Source organism: Colwellia sp. TT2012 (genome assembly GCF_001440345.1).
Taxonomy (GTDB): Bacteria; Pseudomonadota; Gammaproteobacteria; order Enterobacterales; family Alteromonadaceae; genus Colwellia.
The window spans coordinates 547,684-568,765 of record NZ_LJYX01000017.1 but is presented as its reverse complement, the minus strand read 5'-3'; the positions used below and the strand labels follow the sequence as shown (position 1 = coordinate 568,765).

Annotated in this window: 14 protein-coding genes and 2 pseudogenes; 5 read left to right on the top strand and 11 right to left on the bottom strand. The window is 39.5% G+C overall.

From position 1 onward, the window contains the following. Nucleotides 1–615: 615 nt before the first annotated feature. The 3 genes from ASU03_RS12170 to pabB all read right to left on the bottom strand — a co-directional run bounded on the left by ASU03_RS12170 (nucleotide 616) and on the right by pabB (nucleotide 4,468). Entirely contained in the window at nucleotides 616–1,992 is a 1,377-nt protein-coding gene (locus ASU03_RS12170) for an L-serine ammonia-lyase (protein WP_057832046.1), read from the bottom strand. 321 nt (nucleotides 1,993–2,313) lie between these two features. Beyond that, on the bottom strand, nucleotides 2,314–2,883 hold the full coding sequence (locus ASU03_RS12165; RefSeq protein ID WP_057832045.1) for a CoA pyrophosphatase: 570 nt from the start codon (nucleotides 2,881–2,883) through the stop codon (nucleotides 2,314–2,316). A 100-nt stretch (nucleotides 2,884–2,983) separates the two neighbouring features. Next, nucleotides 2,984–4,468 (bottom strand): aminodeoxychorismate synthase component I, encoded by a 1,485-nt coding sequence (pabB, locus tag ASU03_RS12160; RefSeq protein ID WP_231731585.1) that lies wholly within the window; start codon nucleotides 4,466–4,468, stop codon nucleotides 2,984–2,986. Between the two features lie 277 nt (nucleotides 4,469–4,745). Here pabB and ASU03_RS12155 point away from each other — a divergent pair, with 277 nt between their 5' ends. Continuing rightward, a complete protein-coding gene (locus ASU03_RS12155; protein ID WP_057181595.1) occupies nucleotides 4,746–6,269 on the top strand; it encodes a fumarate hydratase in 1,524 nt (507 codons plus the stop codon). Between the two features lie 63 nt (nucleotides 6,270–6,332). Here ASU03_RS12155 and ASU03_RS12150 read toward each other — a convergent pair whose 3' ends face one another. From ASU03_RS12150 to ASU03_RS12140, 4 genes are all read right to left on the bottom strand, one after another. After that, nucleotides 6,333–7,265 (bottom strand): cation transporter, encoded by a 933-nt coding sequence (locus tag ASU03_RS12150; RefSeq protein WP_057832044.1) that lies wholly within the window; start codon nucleotides 7,263–7,265, stop codon nucleotides 6,333–6,335. A 284-nt stretch (nucleotides 7,266–7,549) separates the two neighbouring features. Further along, nucleotides 7,550–7,960, bottom strand: coding sequence for an IS630 family transposase (locus ASU03_RS12145; RefSeq protein WP_082627265.1), 411 nt, complete (start codon nucleotides 7,958–7,960; stop codon nucleotides 7,550–7,552). Continuing rightward, complete coding sequence (locus tag ASU03_RS22110) at nucleotides 7,920–8,150, bottom strand: helix-turn-helix domain-containing protein (protein ID WP_442855142.1); 231 nt, start codon at nucleotides 8,148–8,150, stop codon at nucleotides 7,920–7,922. The genes ASU03_RS12145 and ASU03_RS22110 overlap by 41 nt, the downstream gene beginning before the upstream one ends. A gap of 643 nt (nucleotides 8,151–8,793) precedes the next feature. Further along, a complete protein-coding gene (locus ASU03_RS12140; protein WP_057832043.1) occupies nucleotides 8,794–9,597 on the bottom strand; it encodes a hypothetical protein in 804 nt (267 codons plus the stop codon). Nucleotides 9,598–10,067: 470 nt separating this feature from the next. On the opposite strand from ASU03_RS12140, the gene ASU03_RS12135 reads away from it, so the two are divergent. Then, a complete protein-coding gene (locus ASU03_RS12135) occupies nucleotides 10,068–11,654 on the top strand; it encodes an alkaline phosphatase family protein (protein WP_057832042.1) in 1,587 nt (528 codons plus the stop codon). 69 nt (nucleotides 11,655–11,723) lie between these two features. Here ASU03_RS12135 and ASU03_RS12130 read toward each other — a convergent pair. Beyond that, a pseudogene (locus ASU03_RS12130) lies at nucleotides 11,724–13,030 on the bottom strand (IS4 family transposase). Nucleotides 13,031–13,210: 180 nt separating this feature from the next. Then, nucleotides 13,211–15,046 carry a methyl-accepting chemotaxis protein gene (locus tag ASU03_RS12125; protein WP_057832041.1) on the bottom strand — a complete coding sequence of 612 codons (1,836 nt, stop codon included), beginning with the start codon at nucleotides 15,044–15,046 and terminating at the stop codon, nucleotides 13,211–13,213. 1,318 nt (nucleotides 15,047–16,364) lie between these two features. Between ASU03_RS12125 and ASU03_RS22105 the strand changes: the two are divergent. Next, nucleotides 16,365–17,495: pseudogene (locus ASU03_RS22105) on the top strand (S8 family serine peptidase); the annotation flags it as partial. Further along, nucleotides 17,490–18,314, top strand: coding sequence for a PKD domain-containing protein (locus ASU03_RS22100; protein WP_231731584.1), 825 nt, complete (start codon nucleotides 17,490–17,492; stop codon nucleotides 18,312–18,314). The pseudogene ASU03_RS22105 and the gene ASU03_RS22100, both read left to right, overlap by 6 nt. A gap of 160 nt (nucleotides 18,315–18,474) precedes the next feature. On the opposite strand, the gene ASU03_RS21515 is transcribed toward ASU03_RS22100, so the two are convergent. After that, the gene (locus tag ASU03_RS21515; RefSeq protein WP_231731583.1) at nucleotides 18,475–18,555 is read right to left on the bottom strand and encodes a hypothetical protein; all 81 of its coding nucleotides are present in this window, start codon (nucleotides 18,553–18,555) and stop codon (nucleotides 18,475–18,477) included. Further along, entirely contained in the window at nucleotides 18,552–18,770 is a 219-nt protein-coding gene (locus ASU03_RS21510; RefSeq protein ID WP_231731569.1) for a glutaminase, read from the bottom strand. Before ASU03_RS21510 ends, ASU03_RS21515 begins: the two co-directional genes overlap by 4 nt. A 593-nt stretch (nucleotides 18,771–19,363) precedes the next feature. Here ASU03_RS21510 and ASU03_RS12110 point away from each other — a divergent pair. Further along, nucleotides 19,364–21,058 carry a methyl-accepting chemotaxis protein gene (locus ASU03_RS12110; protein ID WP_057832038.1) on the top strand — a complete coding sequence of 565 codons (1,695 nt, stop codon included), beginning with the start codon at nucleotides 19,364–19,366 and terminating at the stop codon, nucleotides 21,056–21,058. The last annotated feature ends 24 nt before the right edge of the window (nucleotides 21,059–21,082 follow it).

Genomic DNA, 21,082 nt, shown 5'->3' with positions numbered 1-21,082 from the left:
AATGAATAACGCAGCATAAAACGTTTCTAAACCAACCCTTTAGGGACTTCTGAGTCAATCATGCCTTGCGTTGCATCTGTTTTTAAGGGAATAACCATTAATAAAAAGATGCGCCTTGTTCATGAATTACTCAGTAGTCCTGAACAAGCAATTTGAAGTGGCTTGGTTATATAGGCAAGCGAGGTTATCGTTTCAAGCATGCCCAATTATTAACTGACAGTCGACGATTAGCGGCTACGAAGGTGATAAAAATGACACCTCATCTAATATCACTTATCGAAGACAAGTGAAGAGAAAAATGGAGTCCAGAGCAGATATCAGGCTGACTACACAAAGAAAGGTACACAACCGTTTGCCATGAAACGATCTACCGTCATGCTTGTGAAGCTCGCCTTTATCACTTCAGCAATACTCAACATAAAATCATAGGGTTATAATGTAGACAACCGTATTATGGTACAGAGCCAATTGTTAGTTTAAGTTAAGTGATTAAATTGATAGTTAAAGAAAAGCCCCAACAAGACTGACTTGTTGGGGCTTTTTAATTTGATATTGCTATTTACTAAAGAGACTATTATTTAGCTGTTTTGTAATGAATTTTCAGCTAACACTCGCTTAACATTCGATAATATTTACCGCTAAACCACCACGTGAAGTTTCTTTGTACTTGGTTTTCATATCATTACCTGTTTCCCACATGGTTTTGATCACTTTATCTAAAGAAACTTTTTGTGTGCCAGTACCGCGCAGCGCTAGGCGTGAAGCGTTAATCGCTTTGACTGAGCCCATAGCATTACGTTCAATACAAGGTACTTGCACTAAGCCGCCAACTGGATCACAGGTTAAACCTAGGTTGTGTTCCATACCTATTTCAGCGGCATTTTCTACTTGTGGTGGCGTGCCACCCATAATTTCAGTTAACGCGCCCGCGGCCATTGAACAAGCAACACCTACTTCACCCTGACAACCTACTTCAGCGCCAGAAATAGAGGCATTGGTTTTATATAAAATACCAATAGCGGCAGCGGTTAATAAATAGCGAACACAGTCATCATCCGAAACCGGCTTGACAAACTTATCGTAGTAGCTAAGTACTGCTGGAATAATACCAGCGGCACCGTTGGTAGGTGCGGTAACTACTCGGCTACCCGCGGCATTTTCTTCATTTACCGCCATGGCGAATAAATTGACCCAGTCCATTGCGATTAAAGGATCGGTAGATTTTTCTACCAACAAAGTGCGATATAGAGCAGGGGCACGGCGAGCTAATTTTAAACCGCCCGGGAGAATACCTTCGGTGTTCATACCACGTTCGATACTGTCTTTCATTGCTTGCCAAATGGTGACCAGTTTAGTGCGAATTATCGTTTCATCGTTTAAGCACTTTTCGTTATCCATCATGATAGTACTAAAACTTAGCCCTTTAGTACTCGCCAAAGCTAATAACTCATCTCCTGAGCTGAAAACATGTGGCCGCTTAATATTGGTGTGTAAAGAGAGCGCTTTATCTTTTTCTTGTTCAAAATCACATGCTTCAACAATAAAACCACCACCAATGGAGTAATAGGTTTGCTCTAATAATAAGCTATCATTTTGATAAGCATATAAGGTCATGGCGTTAGCATGAGCAGGTAGCGTTTTTCTGCGGTGATAAATAATTGCGTCATCTTTAGGGAAGTTGACTTCATGGCTACCATTGAGTGAGATTTTTTGGCTGCTAACGACTTCCGCTAAAATAGTTTCTATTGATTCAACCGGAATGCCTTCAGGCGTTTGCCCGGTGAAGCCTAAAATAACCGCTTTACCTGTGCCATGGCCAATACCTGTTTGTCCTAATGAGCCAAAAAGTTCACATTTAACTCGGTCGACCTTAGTTAATAACTCTTGCTTAACTAGTGCATCAACGAAAAGTTTTGCCGCTTTCATCGGACCCACTGTGTGTGAGCTTGATGGACCTATACCAATAGAAAACATATCAAATACACTGATCATACTTTTTTACCTTTGCTCTGCTTATTTAATACCAAGTGGAATAATCTACTTGGTTTAATTCACACTATTCTTTAATTATAGACCCAAGAACACTCAAGCTAAAGCTCGGTGTTAAAGGTTTTATGCAATATAAAGTATGGAACTTACATTGCTTTTCCGAATTATTACTGGTTTTTGTCGAAATAGTGGGATTTTTATCGGTTAATTTTTGTTGGTGGTAATTCTAGCTGAAAGTTATCAAATAAAGAAATAAAATAATCGACTAATTGATAACTAAATGTACTAGGGGGGCTTTTTTTTAGTGGCGTAATAACCGATGTGCTAGTTTATGTGTGCCACTAAATCTTTGATCATTACCGCGGTAGCACCCCATATATGGTAGTGTTTATAGGGCATAAAATGCACATTATGTTGTTTGCCATTTTTGCTGGCAACAAAAACATGGTGGTCTTTGGTGGTCAAAAAATGCTGTAGTGGTACTTGAAATATTTCAGCAACTTCATTTTTATCCATATGGTAAGTTTGCGCGCTGGCGACAATAGCAACCACAGGGGTAACATGAAAGCCGCTAATGGTTTCATAGGGTGGTAATTGCCCAACGACAGTGATGGCTTGGCGAGATAAACCAATTTCTTCAAAAGCCTCGCGCAGCGCCGTATCTATTAATGACTTATCTACTGGCTCTACTTTTCCGCCGGGGAAGCTTACTTGTGAGGGGTGATGTTTTAAATGGCTGGCTCGTTTGGTTAATAATACTTGTAAACCCTCAGCTGATTCGACCAAAGGGATGAGTACCGCTGCAGAACGAAGTGGTAAATGATGTTGATAATTATGCTCGGACTTAACCAATTGTAATAAATTAAAGCGTAATAAAAATTCATCTTTGCCCATTGGCGTTACCCTTACTACTTATTAGGAATCGTTAACCATTATTTTTATGCTGGTTTCTAAAAGACTTAACTTAAACTTTAACTATGGCTTTAACTAAAGCCTACACCTGATTGAGTTTTGATAATACCGGTAAAATACAATTGACCTTATCAAAGGTCTCTTGATATTCGCTTTCAGCGGTTGAATCAGCGACAAGCCCACCGCCAGCCCAGCAATAAATGCTATTCTCCCCTTTTAAAGCGGTATTGACTGAGCTGTCACTTGGCTGACAAATCAAGGTGCGAATCGTTATGCTGGTATCCATAGTGCCACAATTTGACAGATAACCAATAGAACCACAATAAACACTACGGCGGTGAGGCTCTAGCTCTTCTATAATTTCCATGGCGCGTATTTTCGGCGCACCGGTAATCGAGCCGCCGGGAAAGGCACCGCGAAGTAAGTCAGTGGCATGTTTATCGTTAGAGAGTACACCTTCAACGGTACTGACTAAGTGATGTACGGCCGGAAAGCTTTCAATATCAAAAAGTTTAGGCACTTTTACCGAGCCTGCTTGGCAACTTCTACTGAGGTCATTACGCAGTAAATCAACAATCATTAAATTTTCGGCAATATCTTTACTTGAATGTCTTAAAGTTTCGGCATTCTTAGCATCTTGTACTTTATCGTTACTACGCGGCATGGTGCCTTTAATGGGCTTACTTTGTACTTTACCTTGCTTTAACCGTAAAAAACGCTCAGGAGAGACACTTAAAATAGCCGCATTGTCTAAGCGAATAAAAGCCGAAAAGGGTGCTTTATTTGCTGCCTTTAGGGCTAAGTAAGCCTCAAATTCATCACCCTGATACTGGGCACTAAAGCGCTGTGCTAAATTAATTTGGTAACAATCGCCACTTAATAAGTAAGCTTGTACTTTATTAAATTTTTCAATGTAACTGGCTTTATCCATATTCGCTTGCCAAGAGCTGGTTAAATGGAAAGCTTCATTGCTCGCTTTCTTAGCAACTTTTGTGTATTCACTTGCGTCAAGCGAGGCGTTAATAGTCGAGTTAAGTAATGATTTTTCAAGCTCATTTCGCTCAGCATCGGGGCACACTAGGTAAAAAGTCGCTGAGTTTTTATCAAAAATAACCGCTTTGTTATATAGACCCACAGCCATGTCAGGTAAGTGAATGTCTTGTTTAGCAATACTAGGTAGTTGCTCAAATCGACGACCTAGATCATAGGAGAAATATCCTAAGGCGCCACCTAAAAAAGGCAGGAACTGATGAGGCTGCTGTGGGATGTTAAATAATTGTGCTTGCAGTTGTTTAAGCAGCAATAGTGGATCATCACTGCTTTTTTCAAGGTAACTATTATTTGCTAAGTTTTGAGATACGTTTTCAGGAAAGCAGATATCAGTGTTATTACCCTGTGTGGTTAGGGTGGCAATGGGCTGCCACACTATAATATCAAAGCGACTATCAACATGGTCGCTATTACCCGAGTCTAACCACATCGCCCAAGGTTGATGAGCAATAGGGCTAAAAATAGCCTCTGCTGTGGTACCACTTTTAACGGGCAGTATTTTAGCGGCAAGAGTCACGGCGCTTTTATTGGCCTTAATTGCCGCGTTAAGTGTTGTGGTAAATTTGATGTCAGTGGTATTAAACAAGGTTTTGCTTCACTTAAGTATTTGCTAGTTAAATAGTTATTATCAGTCATAAGGGACTGGTAGCACTTTCAATAGCAGGTTATTATACGCAGTAGTTTTATTATAACTTTCCACTTAACAATATTAAAGAATATTAGGGTTTTTTGAACTTTCATGCTGTAAACATAATCAGCAAAGGACAATCGCCCTATAGCTAATAGAGAGCACTATGGCCATCATTAAACAACAAGACTTAATCGACAGTATTGAAGATGCACTGCAATATATTTCTTATTATCATCCGATTGATTTTATTCAGGCATTAGAAAAAGCGTATCACAAAGAAGAATCAAAGGCGGCGAAAGACGCAATAGCACAAATTTTGATTAACTCACGTATGTCAGCCCAGGGTAAACGTCCAATCTGTCAAGATACTGGTATCGTCACCTGTTTTGTTAAGATAGGTATGGCGGTGCAGTGGGATAAAACTGACATGACCGTACAACAAATGGTTGATGAAGGTACCCGTCGTGCATATTTAAATCCGGATAACCCCTTACGTGCTTCTATCGTTGCAGATCCTGCCGGAGCACGTATAAATACTAAGGACAACACGCCAGCTGTTGTCCATATTGATATGGTCGAGGGCGCAGGCCTTGACATTATGATTGCGGCTAAAGGCGGCGGCAGTGAAAACAAAACTAAAATGGTGATGCTAAACCCATCAGACTCTATTGCTGATTGGGTCGTTAAAACCTTACCGACGATGGGCGCGGGTTGGTGTCCACCAGGAATGTTAGGTATAGGTATTGGTGGTACCGCTGAAAAAGCGGCAGTTTTAGCCAAAGAAAGCTTAATGGAGCCGGTAAACATTCAAGATTTAATTGAACGTGGCCCAGAAAATGCTGAAGAGGAATTACGTTTAGAAATTTTTGAACGTGTCAATAAACTTGGTATTGGCGCACAAGGTTTAGGCGGTTTAACCACAGTGGTTGATGTAAAAATCAACTCAATGCCGACCCATGCCGCATCTAAACCGGTAGTGATGATCCCAAATTGTGCCGCTACCCGTCATATACACTTCCATCTTGATGGCTCAGGCCCAGCAGTATTAACGCCACCTAAGCTGGATGAGTGGCCAGAAATTACCTGGGAAGTTGGTGAGAATGTTCGTCGCGTTAATGTTGATGAATTAAGCAAAGCCGATATTAGCGAGTGGAAAACGGGTGAAACGGTATTGCTGAGCGGTACTATTTTAACCGGTCGTGATGCCGCACATAAACGTATTCAAGACATGTTAGCGAAAGGTGAAAAACTGCCGGTAGACTTCACCAATAAGTTTATTTATTACGTTGGTCCAGTGGACGCTGTTGGTGATGAAGCAGTTGGTCCAGCTGGCCCTACTACGGCAACACGTATGGATAAATTTACTGAGATGATGTTAGCAGAAACTGGCCTATTAGGCACGATTGGTAAAGCTGAACGTGGTGCGGCAACGTGTCAAACCATTAAAGACCATAAGTCAGTGTACTTAATGGCGGTTGGTGGCGCGGCATACCTTGTTTCTAAAGCAATCAAAAAAGCGAAAGTGGTTGCCTTTGAAGATATGGGTATGGAGGCTATCTACGAATTTGAAGTAGAAGATATGCCAGTAACGGTTGCTGTTGATAGCACAGGTGAGTCTGTTCATGTCACCGGCCCTGAAATTTGGAAAGTTAAAATCCAAGAAGCGGAAAACAAAGCAAAAGCTTAATCGACTCTTTATTTTAAAGAGACAATTAATGAAGAGCGCTTACAGCGCTCTTTTTTATGCCTGCTATTTTAACGATAGTTCGAGCATTGAGTGAGGGTAGTGTTGATTAAGCTCAGCTTCGATAGCAGCTTTGGTTGCTGTTATCGCCTTACCATCAATAGTCTCTAGCTTAGTTATACTTATGTAGGCGACAACTAAATAGCAACTGCCTGTTTTTGATATGTAGCTGTCGACTAATAAGCCATCCTCGCTTAAGTGCTTAGCTATAATCGATTCAATGTGCTGTTTTTGCTTAGTGTTTTGCAAAGTACCACCAGCCAATTCAATAAAGGAATGCCGCACCAGAGTGAGAGGCTCTTTACCAAAAAGAAATACCAGCGCAATAATCAGTAAAGCATCACCTATATAATGAAGAAAGCCGAAATAGCCTTCAATATCAATAAATCGAATACTCACTAAAGCGATACCTATGCCCAATGACATTAAACCATCGAGTTTTACCCCGGTGTATTCAGCCAGTAATAATGTGCTGGCATTAGATAGTCTCTTATTTTGTTGTTTATAATAAAAAGCCAAAGAGAAACAAAGAAAAACCATCATCACGCTATAAATAAAAATAACATCGGTATCTAAAACATTCGCAGGCTCACCCGCTAAATAATGAAATATTCGCTCAATATTGACAATAAGTGCCATCAGCAACATGCCGATTATCATCAAACCTTTAACCATTGAAAAAAGTGACTCATAGGCGAATTGGCCAAAAGGGAAGGTGCTGGTTTGGTTTAGCTTGATAGCTGACACGCGTAAAGCGAGTATTACAGTGATAAAGGCAACAAAAGAGAAGTTACCATCGAGAGCCAAGGCTTGCGAGTTTGATAAGTAGTAAGCTAACCAACCTGCAAAAGCCATAAATAAATTAGTTGCGGCACCGACCATTAACGTTTTTTTTTCAATCAATTGCTTACTTACCTTTTTACGCACTATATTACTCATTTCAACATTCTTTTATCTTAACTTAGCGGCTTAATACTCACTGTTAATATTTTAGTTTCATCTTTATATGTGAGTGAAGAATATTAACTTAATAAGTTTCTCGGGGGGGGATATTATACCAATTCCATTAATTAACTTCCCACTTGTATCCAGTCCCTAGAGCATAATTTTATTACTCTGGAGGTATCAGATATAAAGCTAGTCCAGGCTCGGCTACATTCATCAACAATATCGTCATATCCCTTAAAGCATCTATTGGCGAGTTCATTTTGGCGTAGCCATTGCTAAACTTGCTCTATTGGATTCAACTCTGGTGAATAAGGCGGCAACTTAATAATGAATATGTTTTCAAATTTATCTGCTAAGTGGTTTTGATGCCAAGCGGCCCCATCTACAACGATCACTCCATGACGGCCTTCAGGCACTTTTTTCGATATGAGCGCTAGATGTTTTTCCATTACATCCATATTCATACACGGTGCTATTAATACTTCTGTGTCTCCTGTTGCAGGGCAGACGGCACCAAAAAGATAGGCGTATTCAAACTGCTGCTGTTTTACTGCTCTTGGCCTTGTTCCTTTCTCAGCCCAGAGCCGTATTGTCGTGTTTTGCTGTTCAAAACGAGCTTCGTTTTGGAACCATACATCAACATTTTCAAGGCTTACATTCCACGGGATCGTAAGTATCATTTCCATTTCGAATTTTTTTAAAATTCTCTTGAATTTCTATCGACTGTTTAGGATGTCTAGATCGGCTCGTTATCCATGAAAAGCCTAACTGATGAAATAGTCGATAAACATTTGAAACACAATAGTTGAGTTTAAATTTTTGAGCAATATAATTAACAAGCATCTGGGCGTTAAGCCTGCCACCACTTTCCTTAATACTATTATTGTGAAATATACTCGCTTAGTTGAGCAAGTTGAGCTTCATTTAAACGTGAAAGACGACCCGAACGAGGTTTTTATTTTAATCCTTCGAGCCCTTGAGTATAAAATATTTTAAGCCAATCATTAATAATGCGGCGGCTAATATGGAGGTTTTTTACGGTGATTTTCTAAAAACTCAGTTGAATGAATTTAATTGGTTAATTTTTGTACTATTTGAATTAAATACTGAACAGCTCATTAGTGATTTCTCTCTATTTTTAATTCATAGATAGGTTAGCAACTAGCTAACTTATTGTAAATACGTAATTTAACCTTAAGTTAATGACATTGTTATGCGCAAAGGGGACGTTAACTTAGATCAACTGAACGCTAAAAGCTGACGTTAAATGGCAACTTTGAGGCTAAAGCGAACGTTTCTTACTAGTCCCCCCTGATAAGTAACACTCTGGATATGAAAGGGAGCCTACAGAAAAAGTCTATTTTTAACTTGATTTACTTTAATGCTTTAAATAATTAGATGCACGAGGTGTAGCTATATGGCTATACAGCTGGAGCTGACCCAATTTTTGTTCATCTTCAAAGCATCATATACATGTTGTTATCATGGACGGTATAGTTAATTTTTTGTAATTCACTCATTATGCTGAAATCCCTTTTTGATCTACTATTAACTGATTAATAAACTGATGTATTTCTGCCACTTTAAACAGGGCATTTTCTAAATCGACATAACTGACAAGAACGTTAACGGTTACCGCGGGGTTATAATCAAAATTTACCCTGCATTGCACCTTAGCTAACTCTTTTTTGTTCATCTTGGTTACATCTGGATTTATCTCATGAAAAAGACAATCTATATAAAAAGGCAATACCGCTTTATCACCAAGATGATAGAACTTCAAATAACTCATCCCTGCTGAAGGTTTTTTATCTAGATTAAAAGGTATTTTATCTAGATAAGCAGGTAAACCTAGATAATCATTAAATAACTTGTCGTCATGTTTTTCTGAAGAAGTTTGACTGCCCATAAATCGCGCTTTAAAGCTAGTATCAGGATTATGACCCTCGTTGAAGTAAATCATCCGGCCACTTAACCAACTTCCATGACCCTCTTCGATAGTAATCTCCATTTTCCCTTGATTTCCTGAATTATTGCCATGGTATTTTATGTTTTTAGTTGCCTTAAAAACGTAGCCATTGCACTGCCCATCTTCAATAAAAGACCCAGTGTCTTCTTTATCAAAGGTGTCATTATAAATACATAAATAATTATCTGGCTGGCAAGTGGTCAAAGCCAACAGACAAAAAACCACCAATAAACAGATTATTTTTCCTCGGGTAATTATTTTCATCTTTGAAAGTATCTCTTTTTTAATAGTGGTAGTGATGCTGACACTATTACTGCAGCCACAACTGTAAGGTAGAACTAAAAAGCTGTTCATCCATAATTCTTTAAGTCTTGCTCACGGCATTGCTACCAATGATAAACGTTCAATCATTCAACTTAATTGTTGAACTTTTAAAGCTTCAGATCCCTTGAATTTTCAATCTTTATTAACAGGCAGTTTTTCATGCTGTAACCTCGTCCTTAATGTGAATATTTCTCTTAATTCTGTGATTGTTAGTATTATCTTACGTCGATGAAGCATATCTAGGTCATAAATAATGAGAAGTGCGTCACTGAATGAGAAAATTTAAAATATTGGTTACGTTTTATGACTGCCCCTAATAGTTAAGTTTAACGTTGCTGCCGTTGGAATTATAACCTGAAACTATTTTCTAGTTACGAAACTAAGGCCAAAACGTCTATGTCAAACGCTCTGACCCCTTAATTTCTGACCCTTTATTTTATAATTACAAACTATTTGTCTTATCAGCTAAAATGAGTATAAATGACAGCGTGGGGAAAAATATGAAAAATATACTGTTTATCACCGCAGATCAATGGCGAGCCGATTGTTTGTCCTTGATGGATCATCCCTGCATCAAAACCCCACATTTGGACAAGCTTGCAGAAGATGGTGTGCTTTTTAAGAATCACTACGCTCAAGCCGCACCGTGTGGCCCCGCAAGAGCCAGTCTTTATACGGGTATGTATTTACAGAATCACCGGATTGTTCAAAACGGAACCCCCTTAGATGCCAGACATACCAATATCGCTTTAGAAGCCCGAAAAGCAGGCTACGATCCACTGCTGTTTGGTTATACCGACATGAGTCCCGACCCTCGAACCCGTGCGCCAGGGGATCCCGATTTAAGGCGGGATGAAGGCGTTTTACCGGGGATGACGCCAGCGGTGTTACTCAATAGGGAGGCGATCCCTTGGCTTATCTATCTTAAGGGAAAAGGCTATGAAACTCCGCTGGGCCCCTGGGAAGTCCATCAACCGGTTACAAACTTTGCCGATGCCAAAAATCGGGGTCCATCTTTCGCTCCGTCCCGCTATAAGGCTGAGGACAGTATCACCGCATTTCTGACCGATGAAGTCCTCAAATATCTATCCATCAAACAGGATAATCCCTGGTTTATTCATTTGTCCTATCTACGCCCACACCCTCCGTTTGTCGCCCCCGAACCTTATCATGATATGTATAATCTCCAGGATATTCCTCCGACGGTAAAAGCCGAAACGGCTGAAATCGAAGGCCAACAACATCCCTGGTTATCGCATTATATTAATAATCAGACACAGCAACTTTGGTATGGCCACGATGCCACAACCAATGTCACCCTGGATGGTGCCGAGGTGGATCAAATCCGCGCTACCTACTATGGCTTAGTGTCTGAAGTCGATCACCAGATAGGCCGTCTAATCAATTTTCTCAAGGAAAATAATCAATATGACAAGACTCTGATTGTTTTTACCACCGACCATGGGGAGCAGTTAGGCGATCATTGGCTGTTTGGTAAGTCCGGTTATTTTGATCAGTCCTTTCACATCCCGCTGATTATTCGCGATCCCGACAGCGATGCTAAAGCAGGACAGAAGATTGAGGATTTTACCGAATCGATTGATGTGTTCCCAACTATTTTAGATTGGATAGGCCTGGAGACTCCCTCACAATGTGACGGCTGGTCGCTACTCTCTTTTTGCAAGGGGCAGAAACCCAATGTCATCAAAAAAGAAGTCCATTGGGGCTATGATTTTCGTGACACAGAAGGTCGAAATGTGCAAAAAGAATTGGGTCTGAGAATAGATCAATGCACCTTAAATGTGATACGCGATAAGAAGTTTAAATATGTTCACTTTACGGCGTTACCTCCGCTGTTATTTGACCTTGAGAAAGATCCCCATGAATTGGTTAATTGTGCAGATGATCCGGCTTATATTTCAGTGGTGACAAAATATGCCCAAATGTTGCTGTCTTGGCGAATGCAGCACGACGATAGAATACTATCGAATACCTGGATAGGCCCAAAAGGACCATTAGAAAAGAAAGACCCAAAACCCTCACACACAGAGGATAAGAATAATTCTATGCTGAAAAAAACATTGTAAAAGAGAATTAGCAGGCCAGTAGCACGTTGGTAACGTGCTCTGAATTACTCCTGGTTGTTGTAATGCCGTTCACTTAAGGTGACCGGCATTTCTTTTTTTAAGGGGGTATCTGTTTTTTGAGCATTTTAATTCTCGTGGATAACTTCGCTCTCGCCGTGCGGGAAGTATAAATTGTTTGGCACTTTTTGTTATATCCATCACGAACTTCGCGATGTTGCCTGGCGAACAAAATGGCAACATCGTTAGTTGATAAATTATATGCATTGATGCTCCATGAAAACTCAGTTGATTCGGGTGTATTGAATCAAGTGACTTGGCCATCAATACCATTTGATAGCGGATCAAATTGTACGCAAGTAATATTCCCCACAACTCTTGCTTTATAAGCTCTGGCTGATTACTCCGTAAAGTGAACTCACTATCAAGTAGTGACTGCTTCATATCTCTTAATCCTAGTTCTATTTCCCAACGGTGTGCATATAAGTCCACTATATCAGCAACAGGAAAACTCATAGGATCTGTCATAGAGGTTAAAACGTCACATGCCTTGAGACGAGCCGTGTTTCAATTGATTCTGGCAAGTCTGGACATTTCTTGCGTGCTTGTGGGCACGCGGTCAGACGAACGATTTTATCTTGTCTTCCTAATGAGCGAACCACTTCATATTGCACATTCTTCTTTAAAGGGATTAACCAATGACGTGAAGTACCCGTTGACTGCCAACGATTAAGGAGTCCAAGCGAGTAAAATCCCCGGTCAAATAATGTAAGGCTATTATCTGGCGTTGTTTTTATTAATGACTCAGCTAATTTCATCTCACTAATATCAACGCTATCAAAAGCACTTTGTGTCAATAAATGACTCGTCAATTCCATTTGGCAAACCATACGCACTTGAGGATAGCTTGCTTTACCGTAGCGATTACCCGTTCGGCCATAGTGTTCGCTATTTTCTTTTGAGTCAGGCGTTCGCCATACAACACCATCAACCCCTAATAGCGTTAAGCCACACCATGTTGGATGTACTGACTTCTCATGCCATAAAGATTGAGTTTGATTGAAAATACGTTCTATTGATTGATGACCAAGCTTTTTTCTCGCTTGTGTGACGGCACTTGGAGCGACATAAGGGTCACCGTTAGGCCGGATGATATCAAGTTGATTAACGAGTTGGCGCATGGACATTTTACGAAATAAAGCCATACCAATAACAGCCCATACCATTTGTTCCATGGGGAGTTTACGTTTCCTGATGGTAGCAACTCCAGATTGTGCTAATGCATCAACAACGAGGCTAGGCTCTAATAGCTCACTTAGTGCAGTAAACTCGGTGAAATTGTTTTGTGAAACTTGTGATAAAGCGGTAGATAGCAGCAAAAGAAAAGGCTCCTGAATAAATTCAGAAGCCTTTATAACCTAACCAGAAAATCGGTCAATGGATCTTGAAAATTTCTTAACTGATCGGTATTAGGCGCCTAAGGCGCCTTTTTCTAGCATTATTTTCAGTATCATATAGCCACTTCAAAGTAATAGCGTAGACATTTTTAGTTTAACGTTTTACAAGGTAAATACACTCGCTTCTTTATGTAATTCTTGCGCTAAGTTCGCGACATCATGGCTCGCTTTAGCATTACATTGAGAGTCGTTAGCGACCTCCTCACCAATATCTCGAATCCGGATAATGTTTTGATCGACCTCTTGTACCACTACTGATTGCTCTGCAACTGCCGTGGCAATTTGTACCGTCATATCGGCGATTGCATCAACATCTTCGATTATCTCATTTAAGAAAGACTCGGTCTCTTCAGCCTGAATAACACTATCAATACCTTGATCTTTACAGTGGTTTACTGTTTTGACTATATCAGAGGTGGTTGATTGAAGTTCTGTAATGATGGCGGTGATTTCAGTGGTTGCATCCTGTGTACGTACAGCTAACGTTCTGACCTCATCGGCGACCACAGCAAAACCTCGGCCTTGTTCACCTGCGCGAGCAGCTTCAATGGCAGCATTTAATGCTAACAAGTTAGTTTGCTCGGCAATACCCTTGATCACATCGAGAACAGAGGTTATGCCACTGCTCTTTTTTTCAAGATTCAAAATTTCCTTTTCTGCATCGATCAGTTTTTTTGATAGTAGGTTTATATTTAGCACAGTGCTGTGTAGCTTTTCTTTACCACTTTTTGCTTTTAAAGAGACTGCATCCGTTTTTTCTTTTGTGAGGTTGGCATTGGTAGCAATTTCATGAGCGGTGATGCCCAATTCAGTAACGGCTGTTGCCACCATGTCACTTTCCATTGCTTGATTAATCAAACCTTCGGATGTTTTAGTTACACTATTTGAAACAATAGCCGTTGAATCTGTTAGAGACGATACTGTTTTATTTATACTTTGAATTATTGTTTGAAAATCACCCATTAACTCATTGAATTCTTTTGAAATAACTCCAATTTCATCACTTCTTTCCTCACAGCGCTGAGAAAGATCATTGTTTTGCCTAATTTCAGAAATTCGTCGTGAAAACACATTAAGTGGTGTGATTATTTGTTTGGAAATAATGATAACAATAACACCAATTAGCAGTGAAATAATCGCTGTAATCATCAGATGAGAAAGTTTTGCGTTACTGACATAAGCTTCAATATGATCATTTAACCGAAATACCTCATCATCTAGGTTTTTCTCTACCTCATGAATAGCGGCACGCATATCCCCTTTAATACCAGATGTTGAAGTTAGACCTATTTTTTTACTGATTGCTACAAAGTGTTTGAACTCTAACAAGTAGGTGTCGAGTAAATTGACATCATTTAGCGTTTTTAGCCGCTTTAATAGCAACTCAGCTGTTTTGGCTAGCCCCTTAGCATATTTTTCATCCAAGCGTAAAATATAATCTTTCTCGTACCTTCTAAGAGTTAATAACAATATTTGTGATTTATCATTATTCGCTTTTTTAATTGCCTCCTCTAAGGCATGTGCTGCCTGCCTTAATCGACCGTAACTGCCATCATTTTTGTTTAGCCCTCTTGATTTGCTGGCTTCAACTAAAGTCATAAAGTGGCTTTGGTAGCTGTCAAGCTGATACGATATTTTTTCCAGTTGACCTATTGATATATCTGACGCTATCAAGTTATGCTCAAGGGTTAAAATTTGAGATTTTGTTGCTTTTATCCTAACGGCGAAAGCTTCTTTATATTTAATATTTTGACGCAGTAGAAAGTCTTTTTCAGTGCGCCTAAGTTGTAATACAGATATTTGCAGGTTTTTCATATTCTCATTACTTTCACTGAGAATAGAGAGCTTATTTTGATTCAATGAACTTTCTAAATAAAGGCCGATAAAGCCGGAGAAGACGAGAGTAATGATTAGTAGTAACTTTTGCTTGATTGTCATAGTGATAAAATGCCTTTTAAAATATTGATGGAGTAATGCGGAGCACTTAAATCTCCAATCTTATTCATATATTTGTAACTTTTCATAACATGCTCTGCTGATAAAGGTAAAGAATATAGCTAACATCGATATTTTCAGCAGCCTGTTTGCTTTTATTCTATTTTTCCAGTTACCCCGATGTACTCTCGGTAATAACTGTCAATTGTGGTCATATTAACTATTAGCTTGTTGCCTTATGTTTGTTAAAGCATTATCAATAAAATCTATTTTTATTCACACTGCAAGAGGTTAATAGTCTCTTTTGCATAACGACTTAAACTATGATTATTAGACGGAAAGTGGTTATTAATAAAAGAACCTACTGGTAGGGAAATATAGTGGTGTTTTCTGTCAAGGTCTGAATAGAGCCTAACCCCCAAACATTGAGTATACAATATTTAATATACATTTTGTGGCGATGTGTTTGAATTAACTGATTTTATCCACTTTTAGTGGATTTAATCGACCATTGATAAATGACATTCTATTAACATCCATTTTGATTGATAAAATCTAGCGATGAAAGTACTCACTACTTGTGCAAGTAGTGAGTGATCAGGTCAAGCTGCATAAGACCTGATCACAATTAACTGACTTAACCTGCACGGACCTAACATAAGAAATATGGCAACGTTAAAGATGTCGCCATCAGGGGTTGTGCACTCTATGGTGAGGCACTAACAGGAGAATAAACTCACCACTGAATATGGGTTTTAATGAGGTTAATTATATCCGCCAGATATTGGTTAACACTCGCGCCGATAATAAAATACCTTATCAGTTACTATTTTTTAGCGATAACAACAACTATATTTAATAAAGGTAGAAAGCAACCTCAATGTTAGCGATGTCGGCTTGTTTAGTGTTAGCTCTAACATCAATAATAATGATAGGAAGAGCTGATATGAATATTAAATATATCCCCCTTGTTGTAGCAATCGTTGCAATGATGTTTATGCCATCGCTAGCCGCCACAAAAAAAGATTTTAATGCCGAAAATGAACGCTATATTGTTAAGTTCAAACCCGGCAGTAAAGCCTCAATAATAACGTTGATTAATAGCCATCACGGAAAAATCAAGCTTGAAATCGATAAACATCGAATCATAGCGGTAAATTTACCCGCCCAAGCAGCCAAGCAATTCAAAAATCGCCATGATGTTGAGTTAGTGGAGCTCGATCCTAAACGCTACTTACTCGCTGAAGAAACGCCTTATGGCATAACTATGGTACAAGCTGATAATGCAGTGTTTATTAACAATACAAATACCAATATGACCGTTTGTATTATGGATACTGGTTATGATCTTGGTCATGGAGACTTACCTCGCTCAGGTGTAACGGGCAGTGATGGTTATGCTAATTATGATTCCGGTAATTGGTATGATGACGGTCATGGTCACGGCACCCATGTCTCGGGCACTATTGCGGCATTAGGGAATAATTATATCGGTGTGGTCGGCGTTAATCCAAATGGTAATTTAAAAATTCATATGGTTAAAGTCTTTGATAGCAGTGGTTCTTGGGCCTATGGCTCAGATTTAATTGTCGCGATCGATCAATGTATGGCGGCAGGGGCAAATGTCATCAGTATGAGTCTTGGCGGCTCTGGCTCTAGTATGGCTGAGAGCAATGCTTTTCAGGCCGCTTATGACAGTGGTATTCTTTCAATTGCTGCGGCCGGTAATGATGGAAATAGTGGCATGTCCTATCCAGCTTCTTATGACTCTGTTGTTTCTGTTGCTGCTGTTGATTCCTCTGCCAATAAAGCAAGTTTTTCACAATATAATACTCAGGTAGAAATAGCAGCACCGGGTGTTAGCGTTAAATCAACCTTACCTAATAACTCATACGCCTCGTGGAGTGGTACTTCCATGGCAACACCTCATGTAGCAGGTGTTGCCGCACTAGTTTGGAACTATTATCCTGATTGTAGTAATCATCAAATACGTATCGCTATGGCTTTGACAGCTGAAGATCGCGGCCGTGCTGGCAGAGATAATAGCTATGGTTATGGCATAGTCAAAGCAAAAGCAATGTATGACTTGTTTGCCAACTCCTTTGACAATAATAATGGTTGTGATATTGGTGATTTTCCACCAATACCAGAGCCGATTCAGTTAGTTAACGGTGAAGCTGTTAGCAATCTCTCTGGCGCTAGTGGTGATGAGTTGATGTATCAAATGAGTATTCCTGAAGGTGCCTTTAACTTAGCTTTTAATATTTCAGGTGGCAGTGGCGATGCTGATTTATATGTGAAATTTGGCTCACAACCCAGTATAACCAGTTATGATTGTCGTCCCTATCAAAATGGTAATAATGAAAGCTGTAGTGTTGCCAGTCCACAAACGGGGACTTATTATGTCATGCTGCGGGCTTATACAAATTTTTCAGGAACATCATTACTGGGCGGTTTTGAAGAAACGATACCTAATGTCCCGCCGGTAAGTTTATTTACTGTCGACTGCACTGATTTAAGCTGTACCTTTGATGGTAGTACTAGTTACGATAGTGATGGCGATGATCAAAAAGTGGTTTCATATAGTTGGGGTTTTAGTGATGAAGGCAGCGCAACTGGGGTAAACGCTGCTCATAGCTTTGCTGCTGACGGTACTTATAATGTTAAGTTAACTGTGACTGATGATGCCAGTGCTAGCCATGACAGCGAGCAAGAAGTCACTGTTGTTGATATCACCCCTAATCTACCGCCAGTAAGTGCATTTACATTTAGCTGCATCTATTTAAGCTGTACTTTCGATGCTAGTACTAGTAATGATAGTGATGGCACTATTGATTGGTATACTTGGGATTTAGGTGATGACACTGACATAATTACCAGTGATAAAACAACCACCTCTCATACCTATGTTGCAGGTAACTATATCGTTACTCTAACCGTTTTAGACAACGCTGGCGCCAGCAATTTTAGCACTGAAGAGGTTACTCCAACAGAACAGTCTGCCGCCGCGCCGCCAGAAGATGAAACTATCACCCTAGAGCTTAGTGGTTATAGTGTGAAAAAAATTAAATATGTCAACTTAGTCTGGAGTAATGTAATGGGTGACAGTGTTAAAATTTATCGCACTAAAAAAAGAAAATCAAAAACCATAACTACTGCCAATGATGGCGTTTATGAGGACTCATTTAGAGGTGGTGGCATCTATATTTACAAAGTTTGTCAGACGGGAAGTACTACCGTTTGTTCAGCAGAGCAGACGATAGAGTTTTAAAGCAGTACCTTCTTTACTAAGCTAGCCGGTCGCTTCTTTTTTACTAAGAAGCGGCCTTTTTTCTCTGTTTTTCCGCCGCTGCACTTGGCTTGTTAACATTGTAATAAAGTACCTTACAACTCAATATCATGCCTTTGGCGTAGGGCTGTTTAGGTTAAGCTTAAAAAATAGAAAGTCCTGATTTAGTAGTAAATAGCTCTAGTGCTTTTGTGCCAACTAATGAATTACCGTATTCATTCAATGCCGGTGCATAGACCGCGATAGTTGTTGTGCATTCATCACAATAGAGCAATGTTTAAAGTAAGTTTGCAATACTGCGTTGACATCATTGTCAAAGTTATCAAAGTTATCAAAGTTATCAAAGCTTTTCATTAAATTCGCTAAAGCGGAAATATAGGTAGCAACCTTGCCTTGCTCAAGGGAAGGGAGCACTTGCTGATGTATCTCATTTAACACGTCCATCAGCCTCATTAATAAAGCCTATAAAATACCATTAATACAAAAGTGCTATGGAGGAGTTTGCGTCACCTTAGTCGCAATCGTTGCTTTTTATATCGCTAAAGTCATTACATTGACAAGATAAAATTGTACCGAGCAATCTTAGTGATAGTTAAGCGGCAAGTAAAAACACCTTTGTAAGGAACTTTATCGATGAGTAACCGCGTTCTTTTTTGTAGTGATACTTGCCACTATTGAAACCGAGTTAGCAGCAGCGTCAAAGAAGGTAGAAAAAGCTTAATCGTTAGAGTTTTTTAATTTTTCACTCATTAAAATAGAAATAACATCAGTCACTGTTATGGTTTGTTTTATTTTTATGAATACTATCCAGCTCTCTAAGATAATTATCTGCAACTGTTTTTTATTGTAGGTCATAACATCATAAAATTATAAGCTATATCTTTTAAAATGACAGTACAAAAAACGAGCTATACTTTTAATCTAGGTTTTAAATTTATAGTAATAATGCGGTGATAACGGGCAATAATACCTATAAAAGTACGGTTAAAGGTATTTTTAAACGTATTCTCAAACATTGAGGAGTAATTAAGATGAAAGTTGATTTATCGATCAAGCAACGCATTATTGCTATGGTTGTGCTAGCCGTTGCTGTCCAGGTTATTGCCACCGCTATAATACTAACGAAATTAATCACCATTGAGCATCATATTGAAGCTGTTGCTAGTACAGATATTCCCATAACCAAAGCGGTCACTTCGTTAACAGAGCATCAGTTAGAGCAAGAAATATATTTTGAACAGGCTTTTCGCTTTGCTTTAGCAATGGCTACTGAGCCCTCAGCAAGCGCGCACTATAAGGCAGCGGTTGAGCACTTTGAAAGTTTAAATAAAAAGATTGAACACGAATTAAAGGCAATAGAGCAGTCACTTGAACAAGCAAAAAATCATGCTCAAGAGCAGGTTGACAGAGATGAATTTTCGAAGCTTTTAACTGATGTCAAACAACTAGAACGTCAGCATGAAAAATGGGCGAAACACGCGAAAGAAGTTTTTGTGGCGTTAGCTCTGCATAAGTTTCATCATGCTGAGCTATTAAGCGAAACGGTTGAAAATGAGGCCTTAGCGCTAACTGAGCATGTTGAAGGTGTTTTAGCTGAAATTGAGCGTTTTACCGAAGAGGCGGTAATAAAAATTGATGAAGAAGCTATCAAGCTTGAGTTTATTGCCATAGCTGCAGTAGTTGTGAGTGTATTCGTTAATATTATTAGCGCTTGTCTGGTCATTAATGCCGTGCAAGCTGGCTTGAAAAAGGCAGTACATTCATTAGAGAATATTGCTCATGGCAATTTTGATGAACATGTAGCAGTAAATGAGCCAGGAGAAGTAGGGCAGATGCTTGAACATATGGAGACAATGCGCGCTAGTGTTTGTGCTCTTTTAACCAAGGTCAATAACTCTACCAATGATGTGCAACAAACTGCTCAAGTATTAGCCCAAGCAAATAACCAGGTACAAGAAAATTTAGTCAATCAATTTCAACAAATTGATTTGGTGGCTACGGCGATTAACGAGTTGTCTTCAACCGCACAAGAAGTAGCAAAAAACACTACCAATACCCTAGAGTTAACAGAAGTCGCATCATCTAACTCTCAGCAAAGTCAGCAGGTAAATTTACAGGCCATGGAACAAATTAGGCAATTGATAGAAAGTTTATCAGACAGTGGCAAAGCACTGACTAAGCTAGAGAAGAACAGTGAAAAAATAGAATCAGTGTTGGAAGTCATTAAAGGCATTGCTGAGCAAACCAATCTTCTCGCGCTTAATGCTGCGATAGAAGCCGCCAGAGCAGGGGAGCAAGGTCGAGGTTTTGCTGTCGTTGCTGATGAAGTGAGAAACTTAGCGCAACGTACGCAAGAGTCTACTAAAGAAATTGAAAAAATGATTGAACAATATCGTTCTGGTGCACATAACGCCGTGGTAGCTATGGATCATAGCCGAGAGCTGAGTGCCAAAACCATAGAGTTCTCTGAGCGCTCAAATGCTTTAATGGCCGATGTTAATGAAGCTATTAGTAGTGTTAATGATATGTCCACCCAAGTGGCGACCGCTGCAGAAGAGCAACACTGTGTGGTTGAAGAAATAAATAACAATATCACGCAAGTTAATGATGCCTCGCATGAGAACAAGTTGGAGATTGATCGGGCCGTTGAAGCAACTACTCACTTACAGTCTACCTTGCATGAATTACATGATGAAATGAGTAAATTTAAACTTGAAAAAAAATAGTGATACTGATTATTTAGGGTAAAG

Coding starts and splice junctions, on each gene's coding strand:
- ASU03_RS12170 (WP_057832046.1), bottom strand. CDS start 1,992: ATGATCAGTGTATTTGATATGTTTTCTATTGGTATAGGTCCATCAAGC.
- ASU03_RS12165 (WP_057832045.1), bottom strand. CDS start 2,883: ATGGGCAAAGATGAATTTTTATTACGCTTTAATTTATTACAATTGGTT.
- ASU03_RS12155 (WP_057181595.1), top strand. CDS start 4,746: ATGGCCATCATTAAACAACAAGACTTAATCGACAGTATTGAAGATGCA.
- ASU03_RS12150 (WP_057832044.1), bottom strand. CDS start 7,265: ATGAGTAATATAGTGCGTAAAAAGGTAAGTAAGCAATTGATTGAAAAA.
- ASU03_RS12145 (WP_082627265.1), bottom strand. CDS start 7,960: ATGGAAATGATACTTACGATCCCGTGGAATGTAAGCCTTGAAAATGTT.
- ASU03_RS12140 (WP_057832043.1), bottom strand. CDS start 9,597: ATGAACAGCTTTTTAGTTCTACCTTACAGTTGTGGCTGCAGTAATAGT.
- ASU03_RS12135 (WP_057832042.1), top strand. CDS start 10,068: ATGAAAAATATACTGTTTATCACCGCAGATCAATGGCGAGCCGATTGT.
- ASU03_RS12125 (WP_057832041.1), bottom strand. CDS start 15,046: ATGACAATCAAGCAAAAGTTACTACTAATCATTACTCTCGTCTTCTCC.
- ASU03_RS12110 (WP_057832038.1), top strand. CDS start 19,364: ATGAAAGTTGATTTATCGATCAAGCAACGCATTATTGCTATGGTTGTG.